This window comes from Ilumatobacter sp. (assembly GCF_039969435.1).
Taxonomy (GTDB): domain Bacteria; phylum Actinomycetota; class Acidimicrobiia; order Acidimicrobiales; family Ilumatobacteraceae; genus Ilumatobacter_A.
The window spans coordinates 95006-112994 of the sequence record NZ_JBDVNU010000017.1; the positions used below are offsets into that span (position 1 = coordinate 95006).

Sequence of the window (17989 nt, forward strand, 5' to 3'; positions counted from 1 at the left end):
GAGAAGCAGCATGAAAGTCGGGATCAACCTTCCATCCCAGTTCCCGTGGGCGAGCACCGCCGCGATGCTCGAGGTGTACGAACAGGTCGGGTTCGACTCCTACTGGTCACCGGACCACATCCTCGGCGTGTTCCATCCCGAACTGTGGAGCGAGACCCCGCTGTCCGCGCTCGCTGCGGACCCCGACGCGTTCTACGACCCGTTCGTCTACGGGGCCAAGGTCGGCACCATGACCGACCTGCCCTTCGGCATCTCGGTCACCGACGCGACCCGCCGTGGAGCTGCCGACCTGGCCCGCACCGCACTCACCCTGAACGACCTGAATCCGGGCGGCTTCATCCTCGGCATCGGTTCGGGCGAAGCCGAGAGCCTGCTCCCGTTCGGCTACCCCTTCGACAAGCCGGTGGGCGTCCTCGAAGACGTCCTGCGCGACCTGCGATCGCTGCTCGACACCGGGAAGATGGCCGACGGTGGCGTCGGTCGGATGGGCCTGCCGTTGCAGGCCGAAGGTCGCGGGTCGCCGCCGGTCTGGGTCGCCGGTCACGGACCCCGGATGCTGCGTCTCACCGGACAGTACGGCGATGGCTGGATTCCGGCCTGGTGGATGAAGCCAGACGAGTACGGCGAGAAGCGCGAGGTGATCGCGCAGCACGCGGCCGAAGCCGGACGACCGGCGCCCGAGAACTCGCTGCTTCCGTTCGTGCTGTTCGCGGAGAGCCAGGACCGGGCTGCCGAGATGTTCGACGCCGAGCCGCTCGGCAAGTTGTTCGGGCTGTTCGCGATGGGCCACATCTGGGAGTCGCACGGGATGCAACATCCGCTCGGCAACGACTCGCTCGGCTTCGTCGACGTGATCATCCACGACCTCGATCCGAACGAACTCCGCGACCTCGCCGGTCAGATTCCGTTCGACATGGTCAAGGAGGTGCTGTTCATCGGCAACTCCGACGAACTCGCCACCCAGTTCGAGGGCTATGCGAGGAACGGTCTGGAACACATCGTGCTCGCCAACATCACCGGTGTCGTGGGTGGCATGGAGGAGATCATGGCCCGTGGCATGGAACTCCCGACACTGAAGAACACCCTGTCCGAACTCTGACCCGCGTCACTCCGGATGTCGGACACCTCGAGCGACACCGGACCAACCCAAGGAGACACCGAGATGACCGATCTCGCCACTTTCAACCCGTTCGATCCGGCCACCCTGCAATGCCCGTTCCCGCACTACGCGCAGATGCGCGACGAGGCGCCGGTGATGCACATCGAATCGATGGGGATGTATCTCGTCACCCGCTACGACCTGGTGCTCCAGATCATCCGTGACGTCGAGACGTACTCGTCGCGATTCGGTGGTGCGAGCATGCCGCTGCCACCCGACGACCGGGCGAAGCTCGACGAGGTGATGGCCGACGGGTACCCGCGTCTGGCGACGATGCTCACCGCCGACATGCCCGACCACACGCGGTACCGCCGCCTGATCTCGAAGGCGTTCACGCCCAAGGTGATCGCCGAACTGGAGCCGAAGATCCGGGAGATCACGACTCGGCTGATCGACGCGTTCGTCGCCGATGCCGAGGGTGGGACCGGCTCGATGGAGTTCGTCGAGCAGTTCGGCGTGCCGCTTCCCGTGGAGGTGATCGCCCATGCACTCAACGTCCCCGACGATCGACTGGCGGACTTCAAGCGGTGGTCCGACGACTCGATCGCCGGTATCGGAACGCAGATCTCGATCGAGGAGCGGATGGAGGCCGAGCGCGGCGTCAACGAGTACCAGCACTACTTCGCCGCCGAGCTGGAGAAGCGACGCACCGAGCCCCAGGACGACCTGCTCACGAACCTGCTGAACGCACGGGTGGACGATCACGACCCCGACATCGAGGACAAGCGTCCGCTCGACATGGCCGAGATGCTCTCCATGGTGCAGCAGCTGCTGGTCGCTGGCAACGAGACCACCACCAAGCTGCTCACGGAGTCGATGCGCCTCATCGCCGAGACGCCCGGAGAATGGGAGAAGCTCCGTGCCGATCCGACCCGCGCCCCGAAGATGGTCGAGGAAGCACTGCGCCTGACCACGCCGACGCAGGGCATGTTCCGGATCTCGACCAAGGACCACGAACTCGAGGGCGTGCACATCCCGAAGGGAGCCCGCCTGGTGATCGTGTTCGCCGCGGCCAATCGGGACACGTCGTTGTACGAGGATCCCGACTCGTTCTGCCCGGAGCGCGACAACCTGCGCGATCACCTGGCATTCGGGAAGGGCATCCACTTCTGCCTCGGCGCTGCGCTCTCCCGGCTCGAAGGCAAGGTGGCGTTGGAGGAGCTGTCCCGCCGGATCGAGTCGTTCTCGCTGCCCGCATCGAACGACTTCTCCTACTTCCCGAGTTTCCTGCTGCGCGGGTTGACGCGGCTCGACGTCGATTTCGTCGTGGACGACTCCGCGAAGGCGTCCGTCTGATGGCCGGTGAGCTGAGCGGGAAGATCGCGGTCGTCACGGGCTCCAGCCGAGGGATCGGACGGGGGACGGCGATCGCACTGGGCGAGATGGGTGCCACGGTCTACGTCACCGGACGCACGACCGGCGACGGTGAGCTGTCGATCGACACGACCGCACGGTTGGTCGACGAGGCCGGCGGCACCGGTATCGCGGTCGAGACGGATCACGGGGTCGACGCGGAGATCGAGGCGCTGTTCGCACGTGTCGGTGAGGAGCAGGGCAAGCTCGACATCCTCGTCAACAACGTCTACAAGATCCCGAATCCCCCCGCATGGGGCGGCGGATTCTGGGAGCACCCGGTGTCGATCTGGGACGACCAGGTCGGAATCGGCATGCGCAGCCACTACATCGCGTCGTGGCATGCAGCGCCGTTGCTGTTCGCTGCGGGTGAGGGCGGCTGCATCATCAACGTGTCGTCGCCGGGCGGTCGTTCCTACATCTTCTCGTCGTCGTACGGTGCGGGCAAAGCCGGATTCGACCGGCTGAGCGCGGACATGGCGATCGAGTTGGAGCCGAAGGGCATCGCCTCGGTCACGCTCTATCCCGGCAGCGTGTCGACGGAGTTCATCCTCGAGGCGCGCGGTGGGACCACGGAGTCGATGGTCACGGCACAGACGCCGCTGGCGGTGGGTCGTGCGGCAGCCGCGCTGGCGGCTGCACCCGACCTGATGTCCCGCACCGGTTCGATCCAGTGGGTCGAGGACCTCGCCGACGAGTTCGACATCACCGACGAATTCGGTCGCCGCCCCGCGCCCTACGCCCAGCGGAACCAATCGGTGTCCGACACCGAATGACGACCGGTCGGCATCGGCAGCCGTCCGGTCTCAGACGAAGCCGGTCAGGGGTGGGTTGATCCCGTCGACGATCTGACGGGCGCGTTCGGTGATGGCGGGCGTGCTCTCGGGGTGGGTGAGGATCCAGAACTCGTCGTTCACCACGGCGTCGTGGACCGCCTCGGCGACGTCTGCTGTCGGGATGCCCGATGCGACGAGCCGTTCGATCACGGACTGCGTGCCGCTCGTCTCGGAGGCCGACCCGTCGCGACCGTGAGCGGCCTTGACCTCGTCGGGCAGGTTGCGGTCGCTCGTGGCGATCTTGGTCTGGACGAACGCCGGGCAGAGCACCGACACCCCGAGCGTCGTCTGCATCATCGCCATCTCCTTGGCCATGGTCTCGGAGAGTGCGACGACCCCGTACTTCGAGATGTTGTAGGGGCCCATCATCGGTGCCGACAGGTGACCGGCCATGGACGCGGTGTTGACGATGTGGGCACCCTCGCCGTGCTCGATCATCGCTCCCATGAAGACCTTGCAGCCGTAGATCACGCCCCACAGGTTGATGTCGATCGTCCATTTCCACAGGTCGAGGTTGTCCATGTCGGCCACCGGCCCTCCGGCGCCGACCCCTGCGTTGTTGCACAGCAGATGCACGTTGCCGAAGCTCTCCCGGGCGAACGATTCGAACGCCCGGATGCCGTCGAGGTCGCTCACGTCGAGTTCCATCGCGGCGACGTCGTAGCCGGCGTCGCTCAACTCGGTCGTGGCCAGGTCGAGCGGCCCCGACTCGATGTCGCCGACGACGAGGTTCATCCCCGCCGCGCCGAAGCGGTGGGCGAGGGCCAGCCCGATCCCGCTCGCCGCTCCCGTGATGACTGCTGTCTTCCCACTCAGTTCCTGCATCTCCGCAGTCTGACCCATCGACACCCCACGCCCGAAAGTGCGGGGCACCGGGTGGACGACCAGATGGTGCCGGACGACGAACGAGTCTCTCGCACACGGTGCGCCGACGCGCTGTCATCCGGTCTGTCATCCGGTGTCTGACACCATTCGGATTCGGGGGCCGTGCGACGATGGGGCATGGCCGAGTTCGATCTGGTGGTACGTGGTGGAGAACTGATCGACGGGACCGGTTCGCCTGGCCGGGCGTCAGACGTCGCGGTACGCGACGGCATCGTCGTCGAGGTCGGCGACGTGTCCGGATCGGGAACGCAGGAGATCGATGCCGACGGCGCGCTCGTGATCCCCGGCATCGTCGACATCCACGCCCACTACGACGGTCAGGCCACGTGGGAGGAGCGGATGCAGCCGTCGTCGTGGCACGGCGTCACCACGGTCGTGATGGGCAACTGCGGCGTCGGATTCGCGCCCGTCCACGACGCCGACCACGACCAACTCATCGAACTGATGGAAGGCGTGGAGGACATCCCGGGCGCCGCACTCCACGAAGGCCTCGCATGGGACTGGAACACCTTCGCCGAGTTCCTCGACGCCGTCGACGCCCGGCCCCACGACATCGACGTCGCCGCGCAGGTCCCCCACGGCGCACTCCGCCTGCACGTCATGGGCGAGCGCGGAGCGAATCACGAAGACGCCACGCCGAACGACATCGCCGCCATGGCCGACCTCGCACGGGAAGGGATCCTCGCCGGCGGACTGGGCTTCACGACCAGCAGGACGCGCAACCACAAGACCTCGACCGGCGCCTACACGCCGACCCTGACCGCAGCGCCCGACGAACTGATCGGAATCGCCGAAGGCGTGGGGGCGGCGGGCACCGGCGTGTTGCAGGTGGTCTCCGACTTCCTCGACGTCGACGACGAGTTCGCGACCCTGCGCCAGATGGTCGCCCGGTCCGGTCGGCCGATGTCGATCTCGGTCGCCCGGAATCCGATGGTTCCCGATGCCTTTCGTTCGATCCTCGATCACATCACGTCGGCGAACCGCGACGGACTGACCATCACCGGCCAGGTCGCCGCGCGAGCCGTGGGGTTGATCCTCGGACTCGAACTCACCCTCCATCCGTTCCTCACCAACGACGTCCATGCGGAGATCGCCGATCGGCCACTGGTCGAGCGGGTGACGGCTCTGCGCGATCCGAGCTTCCGCGAGCGCCTGCTCGCCCGTCAGCGCGAGCAACTCGCAGATCGCAACCGGGACAAGCTCGGCGGGTCGTTGATCCACAGGTTCGACCTGCTCTTCGAGATGACCGACGAGCCCGACTACGAACCGTCCCTCGACGACTCGATCGCGGCTCGTGCCGCACGGGGCGGAGTCACGCCCGAGGAACTCGCCCTCGACGTGTTGATCGGACCCGCCGGTGACGGGTCGGGCCTGCTGTACCTGCCGTTCCTGAACTACGTCGACGGGAACCTCGACGGTGTCCACGAGATGCTCACCCACCCCCACACCGTGCCGGGCCTCGGCGACGGCGGGGCCCACGTCGGCACCATCTGCGACGGCAGTTTCCCGACCACGCTGCTGCAGTACTGGGGCCGCGACAGGTCTCGTGGCACGATTGACCTGGCGATGCTCGTGCAGCGCCACTGTCAGGGCACGGCGCGAACCGTCGGGTTGCACGACCGCGGCGTGCTGGCGCCCGGGTACCGCGCCGACCTCAACGTCGTCGACTTCGACAACCTCCGCCTGTACAAGCCGCAGATCGCACACGACCTCCCGGCCGGGGGGCGTCGGCTCCTCCAGCGCGCCAACGGCTGGATGCACACCGTCGTCGCCGGCCACGAGACGTACCGGAACGGTGAAGCCACGGACGCTCTGCCCGGCCGCCTGATCCGCGGCGCCCAGGCCGCGCCGGGTGCAAGTCACCCCGCACGTCGAGCACCCACCGCACACTGAAGGTCGCTCGGACTCCGGTTCGTCCGGTGCGGTGCCGTCGAGATGCGACGGGCCCGTTGTCGCGTCACGTCGCGAACGCGCCTCGGCGGAATCGGTGCCATGATCGCAGGGTGGGATTCCGTGATGCGATGCAACGGTGGTTCGGTGCGTCCGACGAGGTCGACCCCGATGATCCGACCGAGATCGGGGTGGTCCCGATCGCCACGGGGCCGATCGCCGTCGAGAGGCTCCGTGACGCCGGTTTCCATGCCGTTGGACACGATGCGTTCAACATCGTGTCGAGCGTGTCGACCGGATATCGCATCGTGGTTCCGCAGCACCAGTCGGAAGCAGCGGTGGTGAAGCTCGAGGAGATCCTGCGCGGCTGACGCCTTCCGAGACGTTCACCTGGCCCGAGGCGTGCGACTCGCGGTCGGTCGTCCTGGTTCTGAACGGATCGGACCGACTGGTGCGGGCGCGCGGCACCCGAGGGCGTCGTTCAGGTGACGGTGATGTCGTCGAAGTCGATCTCGGCGTCGGGTTCGGGGTACTTCGGGTCGATCCGTTCGAGGTGGTGGCGCAGGATCCGGGCGATGCACACGTTGCGTGCCCACTTGCGATCGGCAGGCACCACGTACCAGGGCGCATCGTCGGTCGACGTCTTCTGCATCGCCTCGGTGTAGGCGTCCATGTACTCGTCCCACAGAGCACGATCGTCGAGGTCGCCGGCACGGAACTTCCAGCGTTTGTCGGGTCGTTCGAGTCGTTCCTCGAACCGCTCCTTCTGCTTGTCCTTCGACACGTTGAGGAAGATCTTCACGACGTGCGTGCCCTCGTCGACGAGCATCTGCTCGAAGTTCCGGATGTGCTCGTAGCGCCGCTTCCACACCTTCTCCGGAGCGAAGCTTTTGACGCGTACGACCAACACGTCTTCGTAGTGCGACCGGTTGAAGACGGTGATGTAGCCGTCCTCGGGCGCATGGGCGTGGACACGCCAGAGGTAGTCGTGGCCGCTCTCCTCCTCGGTCGGCACGCCGAACGGTTGCACGTCGACACCGGCCGGATTGAGCCCACTCATCACCGCTCGGATCGTCGAATCCTTCCCGGCCGCGTCCATCGCCTGGAGCACGACGAGGAGCGACGCCGACTTGGCGGCGAACAGCTTCTCCTGCAGTTCGATCAACTCGGCCAGCTCGTCGGCGAACATCGCCTCGGCCTCGTCGCGTTCCCAGCCGAACGTCTCGGAGGGGTCGTGGGACGACAGGTCGGGGTCGCCGCTGACGCGGAGGCGATCGAGGAGGTCCTTGTCGTCCATCGCGTCAACGTAGCGGACGGCGTCGTGGCGAGTCCGGGGTGATCGGGGTCGCCGAGGTTCGGTGCCCGTAGTGGTCAGTCGTCGAGTTCGTCCTGCGTCCGGGTGCCGTCGGCGAGGGTCTTCGACGGAGGGGTGTCGTCCTCGGGTTGATCGCCCGGCATGTTGTGGTCCGAGTCGACGAACGAGCCGGGCATCTCGCCGACCTCCTCCTGGTTCCGCGGGTCCATCTCGGGTTCACCGAGTTCTTCCTTCGGATCGGGCATCGTGGGCCTCCTGGATCTGGGGTGCTCTGACTGTGGGAACCCGGGACTACCCGGCGACCGGAGCGCCAATCATCCGGCGGGAGCGCAGCCGACGACGGTGTCGGCGATGCGGTCCGCGAAGGTGGCCACGAAGTCCGGGCCGAGCGTGACGTCGAGTTCGATCACGTAGCCGAAGTCCGGGAGGAAGTACCGCTTCGACACGACGTCCCCTTGCGCGACGGAACTGGTGAGCACCGACCGACCGCCGATGAACTCGGTGGACGTGGCGCCGACATCGACGCCCGAGAGCCTCAACTGGTCGGCGACCTGTTGCGGACTCGAACCGATCCGGTAGTCGCCGGGGAAGATCGACGCCGTCAGGTCTGCCGGCGTCCCGTCGTCGAGGGTTCCGTCGGCGTACAGCACACCGCCGTCGTCCACGATGCCCTGGATCACGGCGGCGAAGTCATCGTCGGTCGGGAAGAGCTCCTCGGCGACCGCCGCAGGGGTTTGTTCCACCAGGTCGGCCGACCGCCAGCCCTCGGGAACGATCATGGTGACGCCGATCGCGCAGCGACCGATGAACGTGCCGGAGATCCGATCGGTCTGTCGAGCCAGCGTTTCGAGATCCCAGGTCTGCAGGAACGGCGCGCAGTTCCCCGTGCCGGGCAGTGCGACCTGGTCGGCGTCGGCCACGATCACGCAGAGGTGGCGCGCATCCGCAGCTCGGGCATCGGCAACGGTGAACATCGTGCGGCCGCTGTCGCCCTGGAGGGCGACGATGTCGAACGGCAGGTCCCACGGCTTGTAGGTCGCAACCGAACTCGCGCTCCCCGCCGCTCGCTCGTCGCCGTCGACCGTGGTGTCGAAGTAGAAGTGGACGTGATCGCCGGCCGGTTCCAGTTCGGGGACGAAACCCTGCGTGAAGAAGCTGACGTTGATCACGCCGGTGGATTCGTCCATGCCGACTCCGGCGTGGATGCACGCCACCTTCGGCTGGTCGAGGGGGCACGGTGTGGGGGCGAAGGGCGACGTTGCGTCCTCGGGAACGTACGACGCAGGGCGGTTGGAGAAGTCGGCCGGATCGTCCACGGGTGCGACCAGTGGCAGCGTCGTGACCGCGACGCTCACGGAAGGGGGTTCGGTCGTCGCGACGTCGGTCGTCGGATCGACCCCGGGAGCGACCGAGGACGGGCCGACGTCGTCGGGGTCGACGGCGACCGGAGATGCGGAGACCGGTGCCGAGGTGTCGACCTCGCTCCCGTCGGCCGAGTCGTCCTCGTCGCCGGAGCGCACGACGAGCAACGCCACGATCGCCACGACGAGCACGACGGCGACGGCACCGAGCGCCGCCACCAGCCGGCTCCGCCCACCGTCGGGGCCGGCCGCGCGTGCGACCTCGACATCACGAGTGGGAGGCGCAGGTGGAGCCGGTGAGGTCGGTGCGGCGGGCATCGCCGGACCGCGTGGCGCACCGGGAGGTGGGTCGACCGGGGTCGGACCCCAGCCGACCGGAGGTGGAATCGGCGGTGCGATCGGCGGTGCGTCGCCCTCGCTCGGCGAGCCGCGTCCGATCAGCGTGTCGTTGCGATCCGTCAGCGCACTGGCCGGGCTGATCACGTCGTGCGGCTCGTTCGCCGCCTGCACGGTGATGGTGCCGCCGGTGCCCACTGGCCTCCCGTCGCTCGGGCGTTCGTTCTCGGCGACCATGTCGGGCCAGTGCAGCGTGAACCCCCGCCGACGCAGCCACCCCGATCCGAACGACCGGACGCACGCCCTCGAGAGGTCGGATGCCAGGTCGGCGGCGGTCGAGTGGCGGTGCTCCAGGGACTTCGTCAGCGCACGGTCGACCACCTCGCCGATGGCCTTGGGCAGCTCGGGTCGCGTCGACAACAGCGGAATCGGTTCGGTCGCGAGGTGATGGGCGAGCAATCCGGTCACGGCGGACGTGACCGGGAAGGGGAGCGTTCCGGTCAGCAGTTCGTAGGCCATCATCGCCACCGAGTACACGTCGGACGCACCCGTGAGTTCGTCTCCCCGCACCTGCTCGGGGCTCATGTAGGCAGGGGTCCCCACGACCATGCCGGTCTTCGTGCGACGCACGTCGTTGTCCAGGGCGCGGGCGATGCCGAAGTCGGCGAGCTTGACCACTCCCTTCGTGTCGAGCATCAGGTTCTCGGGCTTCACGTCGCGGTGCAGCACCCCGCGCGAGTGAGCGAAGTCGAGCGCGGCGAGACACGACAGCACGGCCGCACACGCTTCGTCGGTGGCCACCCCGACGTCCTTGAACCGGTCGCCGACCGATGCGACGCACCGCTCCATGATCAGCATGCACGCCTCGTCGTCCTCGACGTAGTCGTACACCGGGACGATGTGGGGGTGGTCGAGCGACGCGACCATCTTCGCCTCGTCGACGAACCGAGCGCGCACGTCGTCGTCCGCGGCAAAAATTCGAGGCAGGACCTTGATCGCCACCTCTCGTCCGAGTTGGGTGTGGCGCGCTGCGTAGACCACGCCGAACGCGCCGCGACCGAGTTCCCCCTCGACGTCGTAGGAGGGCAATGCTGCCTGCAGCGCCCGACGGGCTCGAGGTTCCACGCTCTCAGTCTCGCGGATCCTCGTCATGCCCGGGTCAACCGGGCATCACGGCGCGGCGGGGGTCCCGGGAGCGGGTCGGTGGTCCACACGTGCCGCCTGCGACCGAGCCGACGCCATCCACCGTTCGAGGTGCTGGTCCGGGCGGCTCCGTGACCGGGATGTAGCGTTCGAGCGTGTCCTCGCCGATCGCGTTCGAGTTGATCGACGTCGTCGCCGGTCCGCCGGATGCGCCGATCCTGAAGGGAATCTCCCTCTCGATCCCCGTCGACGGCATCCTGGCGATCGCCGGTCCGTCGGGCTCCGGGAAGTCCACGTTGCTGCGTCTGCTCAACCGCCTCGACGACCCGGTGTCGGGAACGATCACCTGGGAAGGTCGGGACCTCACCGAGTGGGAACCGCGAGAGTTGCGTCGGCGAGTCGCGATGGTGTTCCAGCGGGCGCCGATCTTTCCCGGAACCGTGATGGACAACTTCGCGGTCGCTGCGCCGGACATCGACCTCGCTCGCGCTCATCACGTGCTCGATCACGTCGGGATGCCACGCGAACTGCTCGAACGACGGGCCGATCGGCTGAGTGGCGGCGAGGCGCAGCGGATGTCGATCGCTCGGGCGTTGCTGACCGACCCGTCGGTCCTGCTCGCCGACGAGCCCACTGCCGCGCTCGACGGCGCTGCACGCCGAACGGTCGAAGACCTCGGGGTGGAGGTCGCGGCGTCGGGTGTGCCGATCGTGTGGATCACGCACGACACCGCGCAACTCCGCCGAATCGCCGATCACGCCGTGGTGCTCGTCGACGGCGAGATCGCAGCGTTCGGCCACCTCGACGAACTCGACGTCCACGCCGACCCCCGCGTGCGCGAACTGGTCGGCGCCGGTGCGCCACGGGGCGCGCCGCCCGCGTCGACGCAGGACGCCGTCGACGACTCGCCGGACGGTACGGCGTGAACCGGGCCGACATCGGCCTGGTGGGGCTCGCAGCGTCGAGCATCCTGATCGCAGTCGCCGTGGCGATCTCGATGTGGCGGCGACTCGGCCTCGAACGCGACGTGGTGTGGTCGGCGTTCCGAGCGCTGGTGCAACTGCTCATCGTCGGGTTCGCCTTGCAACTGGTCGTCGACGACGACGATCCGCTGTTCCTCTCGGGCATCTGGCTCCTGGTGATGCACCTCTTCGCCGCGTACACGACCTGGAGGCGGGCGAAGGACGTGCCGTCGGTGTTCGGACTCTCGTTGCTCGCGTACTCGGCGTCGGCACTCGTCACGCTCGGGGTGTTGTTCGGGTTCCGCGTGTACGAACTCGAGGGTCGCACGATCGTGCCGCTCGCGGGGATCGTCGTCGGCAACTCGATGTCGGCGACGGTGCTCGTGTCGCGACGTCTGTTCGACGCGACGAAGGAGCGTCGGGAGGAGATCGAAGGTCGTCTCGCACTCGGCCTGTCGGCGGCCGATGCGTTCCAGCCGGTACTGCGCGAATCCCTCCGCACGGCGCTCGTCCCGCAGATCGAGTCGACCAAGGCGGTCGGGATCATCGCGCTGCCCGGCGCGATGGTCGGTCTGATCCTCGCGGGAGTGGACCCCGGTGATGCCGTGCGGGTGCAGATCTCGGTGATGTATCTGGTGCTCGGGAGCGTCGCCACGACGACCACGGTGATGGGCCTCGGCATCTCCCGCAAGCTCTTCACGAACGCCGACCAACTCATCCGCCGCGACTGACGAGTCGGGCTCGTACCCGCCCCTCACGTGGACGTTCTGCCTGTGGCAGAAGCCGTCCGAACGAGGCGGGGTGGCGAGGACGATGGCGGCCATGAACTCCATCACGTCCCGCCCGATCGGCGACCGGCTGCTCGACGCCCGGATCGTCATGCTCTCGAACGAGGTCTCCGACGATTCCGCCGATGCCGTCATCGCCCAACTGCTCGCACTGTCGGCCGACGATCCCGAGTCCGACATCTGCCTGTTCGTCAACTCGCCCGGGGGCTCGGTCCTCGCCGGACTCGCCGTGTACGACGTGATGCAGTTGATCCCGAACGACGTCGTGACCGTGGCGACGGGGCTGGCGGCGAGCATGGGCCAGGTGCTGCTGTGCGCCGGATCGGCGGGCAAACGCTTCGCCCTCCCGAACGCACAGGTGCTGATGCACGAGGGGTCGGCGGGGATCGGCGGCTCGGCGTCCGACGTCGAGATCCAGGCCGAGAACCTGGTGGCGACGCTCGACCGACTGCGATCGATCATCGCTCGCCACACCGGACGCCACATCGACCAGGTGATCGAGGACGTCGGTCGCGACCGCTGGTTCGACGCCGACCAGGCCCTCGAGTACGGATTCGTCGACCGCATCGTGGCGAGCCTCGACGAGGTGCTTCCGCGCCGCATCGTCCGCCGCGTCGGCCTTGCCGCCGGAGGTGCACGATGAGCAGCTACACGATCCCGATGGTGATCGAGACGACGGCGCGGGGCGAGCGCACGTCGGACATCTACAGCCGTCTGCTCGCCGACCGGATCGTGTTCATCGGCACGCCGATCGACGACGGCGTCGCGAACGTGATCGTTGCCCAACTCCTCCACCTCGCAGCCGCCGAGCCGAGCCGGGACATCCAGCTGTACATCAACTCACCGGGCGGCTCGCTCACCGCGGTTCTCGCGATCTACGACACGATCAACCACATCGCCGCCGACGTCGCGACGCTGTGTGTCGGCCAGGCGGCCTCGTCGGCTGCGCTCCTCCTGGCTGCGGGCGCTCACGGCAAGCGTGCCGTGCTCGAACACGCCCGGGTGATGCTGCACCAGCCGCACACCGAGGTCAGTCGTGGGTCGATGAGCGACCTCGCGGTCGAGGCCGCCGAACTCGCCCGGGTCCGTGGCGATGCGGAACGGATCCTGGCCCGGCACACCGGACAGACCGTCGATCGTGTGCGTGCCGACACCGAGCGTGCACTCGTCCTGTCGAGTGCTGCCGCCGTTGCGTACGGGGTGGCGGACTTCGTGCCCGAACGGGTGGAGTCAGGCCGCCGCGAGTTGCAGGCGCGTACCGCCCTGCGCCCGGGCGTCGATGCGGAGGCGATCGGCTGACCGCTGCAGCACGTCCGCGAGCGGGAGGTCGAGCGCGTCGCAGATCGCGCCGAGCACGTCGGACGACACGTCCTTGATGCCGCGTTCCACCTCGGACAGGTAGGGCAGTGACACCGCTGCCTCGCGAGCCACGTCGGCGAGTGTGCGGTCCTGATCGAGGCGTTCGTCGCGCAGCACGCCGCCCACGACGTCACGCAGCCGGGGTCCGGGCCGTTCGCCGCCCGCGTCGTCGGGGTCGTCGGCGTCGCGATCCAGGTCGGGGTCCCGTTCGAGGTCGCGGTTGCGGTCGCCGGCACGTTCGCTGCGACGGCCGTTGGACGGGAAGCGCAAGACGTTGCTCACCGGCGTCACGCTACTCCTCCCGCCGTTGCCGGGCTTCGCGAGAGGTGGTCGCGCCCGACGGCCGCAACAACCTCACGCGCTCGGGTGGAGGTGGGGCGGGCTCGAGGGCGTGTCACCGGCTGACGGTCGCGACGTGAGGTCGGGGAGCCGGACGTAGCGTGACGCGATGCAACGCTTCGTCACCGCCGACATCGACGCCATCGACGCCTACAAGCTGTTGTCCGGCCTGGTGGTTCCCCGCCCGATCGGCTGGATCGGGACCCGCTCGGCCGACGGCGTCAACAACCTCGCGCCGTACTCCTTCTTCAACGCCGTCGCCGCCTCACCTCCGACCGTGATGTTCGCGCCGACCGGTCAGCCGTCGGCACGCAAGGACACCCTCACCAACGTGCGCGACACCGGTGTGTTCACCGTGAACATCGTGAACTTCGACCTCGGCCCGGCGATGAACGAGACCTCGGGAACCCACGCCGCCGACGTCGACGAGTTCGAGGTCGCGGGACTGACGGTGCGCGAAGCCGAACTGGTCGACGCGCCGTCCGTCGCGGAGGCCCCGGCCACGTTCGAGTGCAGGGTGGTGCAGATTCTCGACATCGGCGAGGCGCCGATGGGCAGCAGCGTCGTGTTCGGCGAAGTGTTGGCGTTCGACGTCGCGGACCGCCTCCTCGACGGCACTCGGGTCGACCAGGTCGGCCTCGACTCGATCGGCCGCCACGTGGGCAACTACTACTCGCACAACGGTGAGCTGTACGAGATGGCCCGACCCGACTGATTCCCCACCGACGCGGCGGTACGCCGCAGATGTGTCAGAGACCGTCGAACTGCGAGTGGAGGTCGGGGTAGTCGGCGGCGCGACCCTCGATGGCGGCGGCGGCCGCTTCGGCCATGTCGTCGGTGTCGAACATCGCCGCGTTCCAGTTGGCGATGAACTCCAGTCCGTCGGCCACGGAGTGGTCGCGGGTGTAGTGCATCGTCTGCTTCGTCCCCCACACCGCCATCGGGCTCTTCGAAGCGATCTCGGCGGCGATCGTGTGGACCCCGTCGAGCAGTGACGCGTGGTCGTCGAACAGTGCGTTGACGAATCCGGCGGCGTGCGCTTCGGCAGCGGTCCACTTGCGACCCGTGTACGCGAGTTCGCGCACGATGCCTTCGGCGACGAGCTTCGGCATCCGCTGCAGGGTGCCGACGTCGGCGGTCATCCCGATGTTGATCTCGGCGATCGAGAAGAACGCGTCGGTCGTTGCGTAGCGCATGTCGGTCGCCGAGATCATGTCGATCCCACCGCCCACGCAGGCACCCTGGATCGCGCACAGCACCGGCATCCGTGCGCGTTCGAGGGCGGTGAACGACTCCTGCAGGTGGAGGGCCGTCGACCGGAACCGCTCGTTGCGACGGCTCCGATGCGCGCCCATGGTCGACCCCGACAGGCCGTTGTCCCCGGACCCGAACACCGACAGGTCCATGCCGGAGCAGAAGTGGCGGCCCTCGGCCGACAGCACCAACGCCCGGACCGAGCCCGACGCCGACATCTCGTCGACGATCGCCGGGAGGTCACGCCAGAACGACGGAACCATCGAGTTCGCCTTCTCCGGGCGGATCATCGTGAGATGGCCGACCTTGTCGACGATCTCGACGTCGAAACACTCGTATCCCATCGGACCAGCTTCACACAGTGACCCGGAGAGGCCGAAACGGCGCCCCGAACACCGTGCCGGGTTGCCGCCGTGGGGGACGCAGCTGCGGCTCGTCGCGGCGACCCGGCCAGGCGCGACGATGAGGCATGAGCGACGCAGCAGGTCCACTGTCCGGCATCAAGGTCATCGACTTCTCGGTGATGATCTCCGGGCCGCTCGCGGCGATGCAGCTCGCCGATCAGGGTGCCGACGTGATCAAGGTCGAGTCACCCGGCCTCGGCGACATCATGCGCTACCTCGGCAGCCAGAAGAACGGGATGACCGGGATCTTCGCGAACAACAACCGGGGCAAACGGTCGATCGTCGTCGACCTGAAGCACGCCGACGGTGTGGACGTCGTACGTCGTCTCGTCGCAGACGCCGATGTGGTGATCCAGAACTTCCGGCCGGGTGCGATGGCTCGACTCGGCCTCGGATTCGAGGATCTCGCCGCCGCGAGTCCGGACCTGATCTACACCTCGATCTCCGGGTACGGCCAGCACGGACCGAACAGTGGGCGGCGGGTCTACGACAACGTGATCCAGGCGGCGTCAGGTCTCGCGAGCGTCCAGTCGGATCCGGCGACCGGTGAGCCGCAACTGTTCCGCACGCTGCTCTGCGACAAGGCCACGGCGTACACCGCTGCGCAAGCGATCACGGCGGCCCTGTTCGCACGCGCGACCGGGCGGGCCGCAGGTCAACACCTCGAGATCGCGATGCTCGACACGGCGATCGCCTTCATGTGGCCCGACTCCGCCATGGATGCCGCACTCCTCGACGACGACGTCACTCGCTCACCGACCATTGCCGCGAACTACGGCGTGACCCGTCTCGCCGACGGGTTCGCATCGGCGTCGGCGGTGACCGACAGCGAGTTCACCGGCCTCTGCGCGGCGCTCGGCCGCCCCGAGATCGCGGACGATCCGCGGTTCGTGAACACACCGACCCGTATCGCCAACGCCGTCGAGATGGTCGCGTTGCTCGCCGAAGCGTCGGCGGCGTGTTCGCTCGTCGACTTCGTGGCCCGCTCCGCCGAGCACGATGTGCCGTCGTCGGCCATCAACACGCTCGACGACCTTCCGACCGACCCGCAGGTGATCCACAACGACGTGTTCGTCACCCGCGATCATCCCCTCGCCGGGACGATCCGTGAGCCCCGCCCGGCAGCGAAGTTCTCGGCCACCCCGTCGCGGGTGAGTTCGCCGGCACCCGCGGTGGGTGAGCACAGTGACGAGATCGTCACCGGCTTGGGACTGGACGCCGCCGCCCTTCGAGCGGCCGGCGTGATCGCCTGACCAGACCTCTGTTGTTCCGTCCCGGACAGAACAACAGAGGTCGCCTCGACGGCCGGGTTCCGGGGAACACGCGTCGACGCGCGCCGTCGGGTCAGACGCGTCGCGCCGACACCGCGAACAGCGGGTCGCCGGAGGCTCCGGGATTGCGGTGTTGCGCGACCGGTTCGTCGAAGCCGTCGGTGAGTTCGAAGTACGTCGCCACGATCCCACATCGCCCACGGTCGTCGGTCGACAACCATCCGCGGATCGCCTTCGTCGGGAAGCAGCGGTTGGAGAACGTGCACACGAACAGCCCTCCCGGTCGCAGCACCCGTGCGACCTCGGTGAACACCTCGAGTGGCTGCGAGAGGTAATCGACCGACACGGCACACGTGACGGCGTCGAACGACGCATCGTCGAAGGCGAGCGTCGGATCCGAGTTGAGGTCGCCGACCGACCACTCGTCGGCCATCTCGTTGGCGGCCAGCTCGGCCGCGTTCATGCCGGTGACGACCAGGCGACCGGGCTTGGTCGGGAAGTGCGAGATCCACGACGAGCAGATGTCCAGCACCTCGAGGTCGGCTCCGGTCAGACCCGACTCCTCGTACAACTCGCCGATCAACGCGATGGCGTCGTCGTCGATGTGGGTGACGAAGCGGTCGAACGAATAGAACCTCGCGTCGTCGGACTCGTCCTGGCGGGCGAAGAAACCGGCCGGGAACGGTGACGGCGCGTGGCTCACGATCCGTCGAAGGCGTCGTCCAACCGTTCCATCGCATCGTCGGGCAACGACGTGTACAGGAGCTCTGCGCCCTGGAAGCGCTTGGCCTCCTCGGCGAGTGCCCAGACCTGCACGTGTCGAGCGAGGATGATCACGGTCGACGTTCCGGGCTCGACCGTGTCCTTGAACCAGTCGACCCACTCGTCGGGGATGCCGAGATCGATCACCTTCGCCGCGACCGCACCCGCACCTGCGCCGAGACCGATGCCGGCCGCCCACCCGATGGGCCCGCCGACGAACAGGCCGAGCAGCCCGAGCCACATGCCGCCCGAGATCGCCGCCTTGCCCGGAGTGGGGTCGATCGTCTCGGTGACGTTGACCTTTCCGTCGTCGCTCTTGGTGACGGTGACGGCGTCGTGCAGTTCGAGCACGCCGCTCTGGCGCAGCCGACCCATCGCCAGCAGGTACTCCTGGGCCTTGAGCACGTTGTCGAACGACACGCCGATGATCACCTGCGCTTCGGGGTCGAAGACCGCCGGATGCTCCTCGTCGATGCCTGCCCGCAGCGTCGGGTCCGGTGGTGCGAACGGCGACGCCGCCGGTGGGGTGTCGGTCGATCCGGCCGCGGTGGGAGTCTGCTCGTCGGTCATGG

19 protein-coding genes are annotated in these 17989 nt (G+C 67.9%); 11 read left to right on the forward strand and 8 right to left on the reverse strand.

Annotated features, from left to right (window positions below; translation table 11 throughout):
* The first annotated feature begins 10 nt into the window (after nt 1–10).
* The 3 genes from ABJK40_RS09385 (at nt 11) to ABJK40_RS09395 (ending at nt 3288) form a co-directional block, all read left to right on the forward strand.
* Complete coding sequence (locus tag ABJK40_RS09385) at nt 11–1099, forward strand: LLM class flavin-dependent oxidoreductase (protein WP_348480500.1); 1089 nt, start codon at nt 11–13, stop codon at nt 1097–1099.
* A gap of 63 nt (nt 1100–1162) precedes the next feature.
* Nucleotides 1163–2455: a cytochrome P450 gene (locus ABJK40_RS09390; protein ID WP_348480501.1), complete on the forward strand. Its 1293-nt coding sequence runs from the start codon at nt 1163–1165 to the stop codon at nt 2453–2455.
* Complete coding sequence (locus ABJK40_RS09395) at nt 2455–3288, forward strand: SDR family NAD(P)-dependent oxidoreductase (RefSeq protein ID WP_348480502.1); 834 nt, start codon at nt 2455–2457, stop codon at nt 3286–3288. The genes ABJK40_RS09390 and ABJK40_RS09395 overlap by 1 nt, the downstream gene beginning before the upstream one ends.
* 30 nt (nt 3289–3318) lie before the next feature.
* On the opposite strand, the gene ABJK40_RS09400 is transcribed toward ABJK40_RS09395, so the two are convergent.
* Nucleotides 3319–4173 carry an SDR family NAD(P)-dependent oxidoreductase gene (locus tag ABJK40_RS09400; protein WP_348510241.1) on the reverse strand — a complete coding sequence of 285 codons (855 nt, stop codon included), beginning with the start codon at nt 4171–4173 and terminating at the stop codon, nt 3319–3321.
* 177 nt (nt 4174–4350) lie between these two features.
* Here ABJK40_RS09400 and ABJK40_RS09405 point away from each other — a divergent pair, with 177 nt between their 5' ends.
* The gene (locus ABJK40_RS09405) at nt 4351–6126 is read left to right on the forward strand and encodes an amidohydrolase family protein (protein WP_348480504.1); all 1776 of its coding nucleotides are present in this window, start codon (nt 4351–4353) and stop codon (nt 6124–6126) included.
* Between the two features lie 110 nt (nt 6127–6236).
* Nucleotides 6237–6494 carry a hypothetical protein gene (locus tag ABJK40_RS09410; protein WP_348480505.1) on the forward strand — a complete coding sequence of 86 codons (258 nt, stop codon included), beginning with the start codon at nt 6237–6239 and terminating at the stop codon, nt 6492–6494.
* A 110-nt stretch (nt 6495–6604) separates the two neighbouring features.
* Here the strand turns inward: ABJK40_RS09410 and ABJK40_RS09415 are convergent, their stop codons facing one another.
* The 3 genes from ABJK40_RS09415 to ABJK40_RS09425 form a co-directional block, all read right to left on the reverse strand.
* A complete protein-coding gene (locus ABJK40_RS09415) occupies nt 6605–7420 on the reverse strand; it encodes a PPK2 family polyphosphate kinase (RefSeq protein WP_348480506.1) in 816 nt (271 codons plus the stop codon).
* Between the two features lie 74 nt (nt 7421–7494).
* Complete coding sequence (locus ABJK40_RS09420) at nt 7495–7683, reverse strand: hypothetical protein (protein ID WP_348480507.1); 189 nt, start codon at nt 7681–7683, stop codon at nt 7495–7497.
* A 69-nt stretch (nt 7684–7752) separates the two neighbouring features.
* Nucleotides 7753–10260, reverse strand: coding sequence for a serine/threonine-protein kinase (locus tag ABJK40_RS09425; protein ID WP_348480508.1), 2508 nt, complete (start codon nt 10258–10260; stop codon nt 7753–7755).
* A 173-nt stretch (nt 10261–10433) separates the two neighbouring features.
* Between ABJK40_RS09425 and ABJK40_RS09430 the strand changes: the two genes are divergently transcribed.
* From ABJK40_RS09430 to ABJK40_RS09445, 4 genes are all read left to right on the forward strand, one after another.
* Nucleotides 10434–11204 carry an ATP-binding cassette domain-containing protein gene (locus ABJK40_RS09430; protein WP_348480509.1) on the forward strand — a complete coding sequence of 257 codons (771 nt, stop codon included), beginning with the start codon at nt 10434–10436 and terminating at the stop codon, nt 11202–11204.
* Complete coding sequence (fetB, locus tag ABJK40_RS09435; protein ID WP_348480510.1) at nt 11201–11971, forward strand: iron export ABC transporter permease subunit FetB; 771 nt, start codon at nt 11201–11203, stop codon at nt 11969–11971. The genes ABJK40_RS09430 and fetB overlap by 4 nt, the downstream gene beginning before the upstream one ends.
* Nucleotides 11972–12062: 91 nt before the next feature.
* Nucleotides 12063–12671, forward strand: coding sequence for an ATP-dependent Clp protease proteolytic subunit (locus tag ABJK40_RS09440; RefSeq protein ID WP_348480511.1), 609 nt, complete (start codon nt 12063–12065; stop codon nt 12669–12671).
* Nucleotides 12668–13327 (forward strand): ATP-dependent Clp protease proteolytic subunit, encoded by a 660-nt coding sequence (locus ABJK40_RS09445; RefSeq protein WP_348480512.1) that lies wholly within the window; start codon nt 12668–12670, stop codon nt 13325–13327. Before ABJK40_RS09440 ends, ABJK40_RS09445 begins: the two co-directional genes overlap by 4 nt.
* On the opposite strand, the gene ABJK40_RS09450 is transcribed toward ABJK40_RS09445, so the two are convergent.
* Nucleotides 13259–13669, reverse strand: coding sequence for a helix-turn-helix transcriptional regulator (locus tag ABJK40_RS09450; protein ID WP_348480513.1), 411 nt, complete (start codon nt 13667–13669; stop codon nt 13259–13261). The genes ABJK40_RS09445 and ABJK40_RS09450 overlap by 69 nt on opposite strands.
* A 166-nt stretch (nt 13670–13835) precedes the next feature.
* On the opposite strand from ABJK40_RS09450, the gene ABJK40_RS09455 reads away from it, so the two are divergent.
* Nucleotides 13836–14441, forward strand: a complete 606-nt coding sequence (locus ABJK40_RS09455; protein ID WP_348480514.1) for a flavin reductase family protein — start codon at nt 13836–13838, stop codon at nt 14439–14441.
* A 34-nt stretch (nt 14442–14475) separates the two neighbouring features.
* On the opposite strand, the gene ABJK40_RS09460 is transcribed toward ABJK40_RS09455, so the two are convergent.
* Nucleotides 14476–15324 (reverse strand): crotonase/enoyl-CoA hydratase family protein, encoded by an 849-nt coding sequence (locus tag ABJK40_RS09460; protein WP_348480515.1) that lies wholly within the window; start codon nt 15322–15324, stop codon nt 14476–14478.
* Between the two features lie 125 nt (nt 15325–15449).
* Between ABJK40_RS09460 and ABJK40_RS09465 the strand changes: the two genes are divergently transcribed.
* Nucleotides 15450–16637 (forward strand): CoA transferase, encoded by a 1188-nt coding sequence (locus ABJK40_RS09465; protein ID WP_348480516.1) that lies wholly within the window; start codon nt 15450–15452, stop codon nt 16635–16637.
* A gap of 91 nt (nt 16638–16728) precedes the next feature.
* Here ABJK40_RS09465 and ABJK40_RS09470 read toward each other — a convergent pair whose 3' ends face one another.
* Both ABJK40_RS09470 and ABJK40_RS09475 read right to left on the reverse strand, forming a co-directional pair.
* On the reverse strand, nt 16729–17358 hold the full coding sequence (locus ABJK40_RS09470) for a methyltransferase domain-containing protein (protein ID WP_348480517.1): 630 nt from the start codon (nt 17356–17358) through the stop codon (nt 16729–16731).
* Nucleotides 17355–17987: a DUF1269 domain-containing protein gene (locus tag ABJK40_RS09475; RefSeq protein ID WP_348480518.1), complete on the reverse strand. Its 633-nt coding sequence runs from the start codon at nt 17985–17987 to the stop codon at nt 17355–17357. The genes ABJK40_RS09470 and ABJK40_RS09475 overlap by 4 nt, the downstream gene beginning before the upstream one ends.
* Nucleotides 17988–17989: the final 2 nt, after the last annotated feature.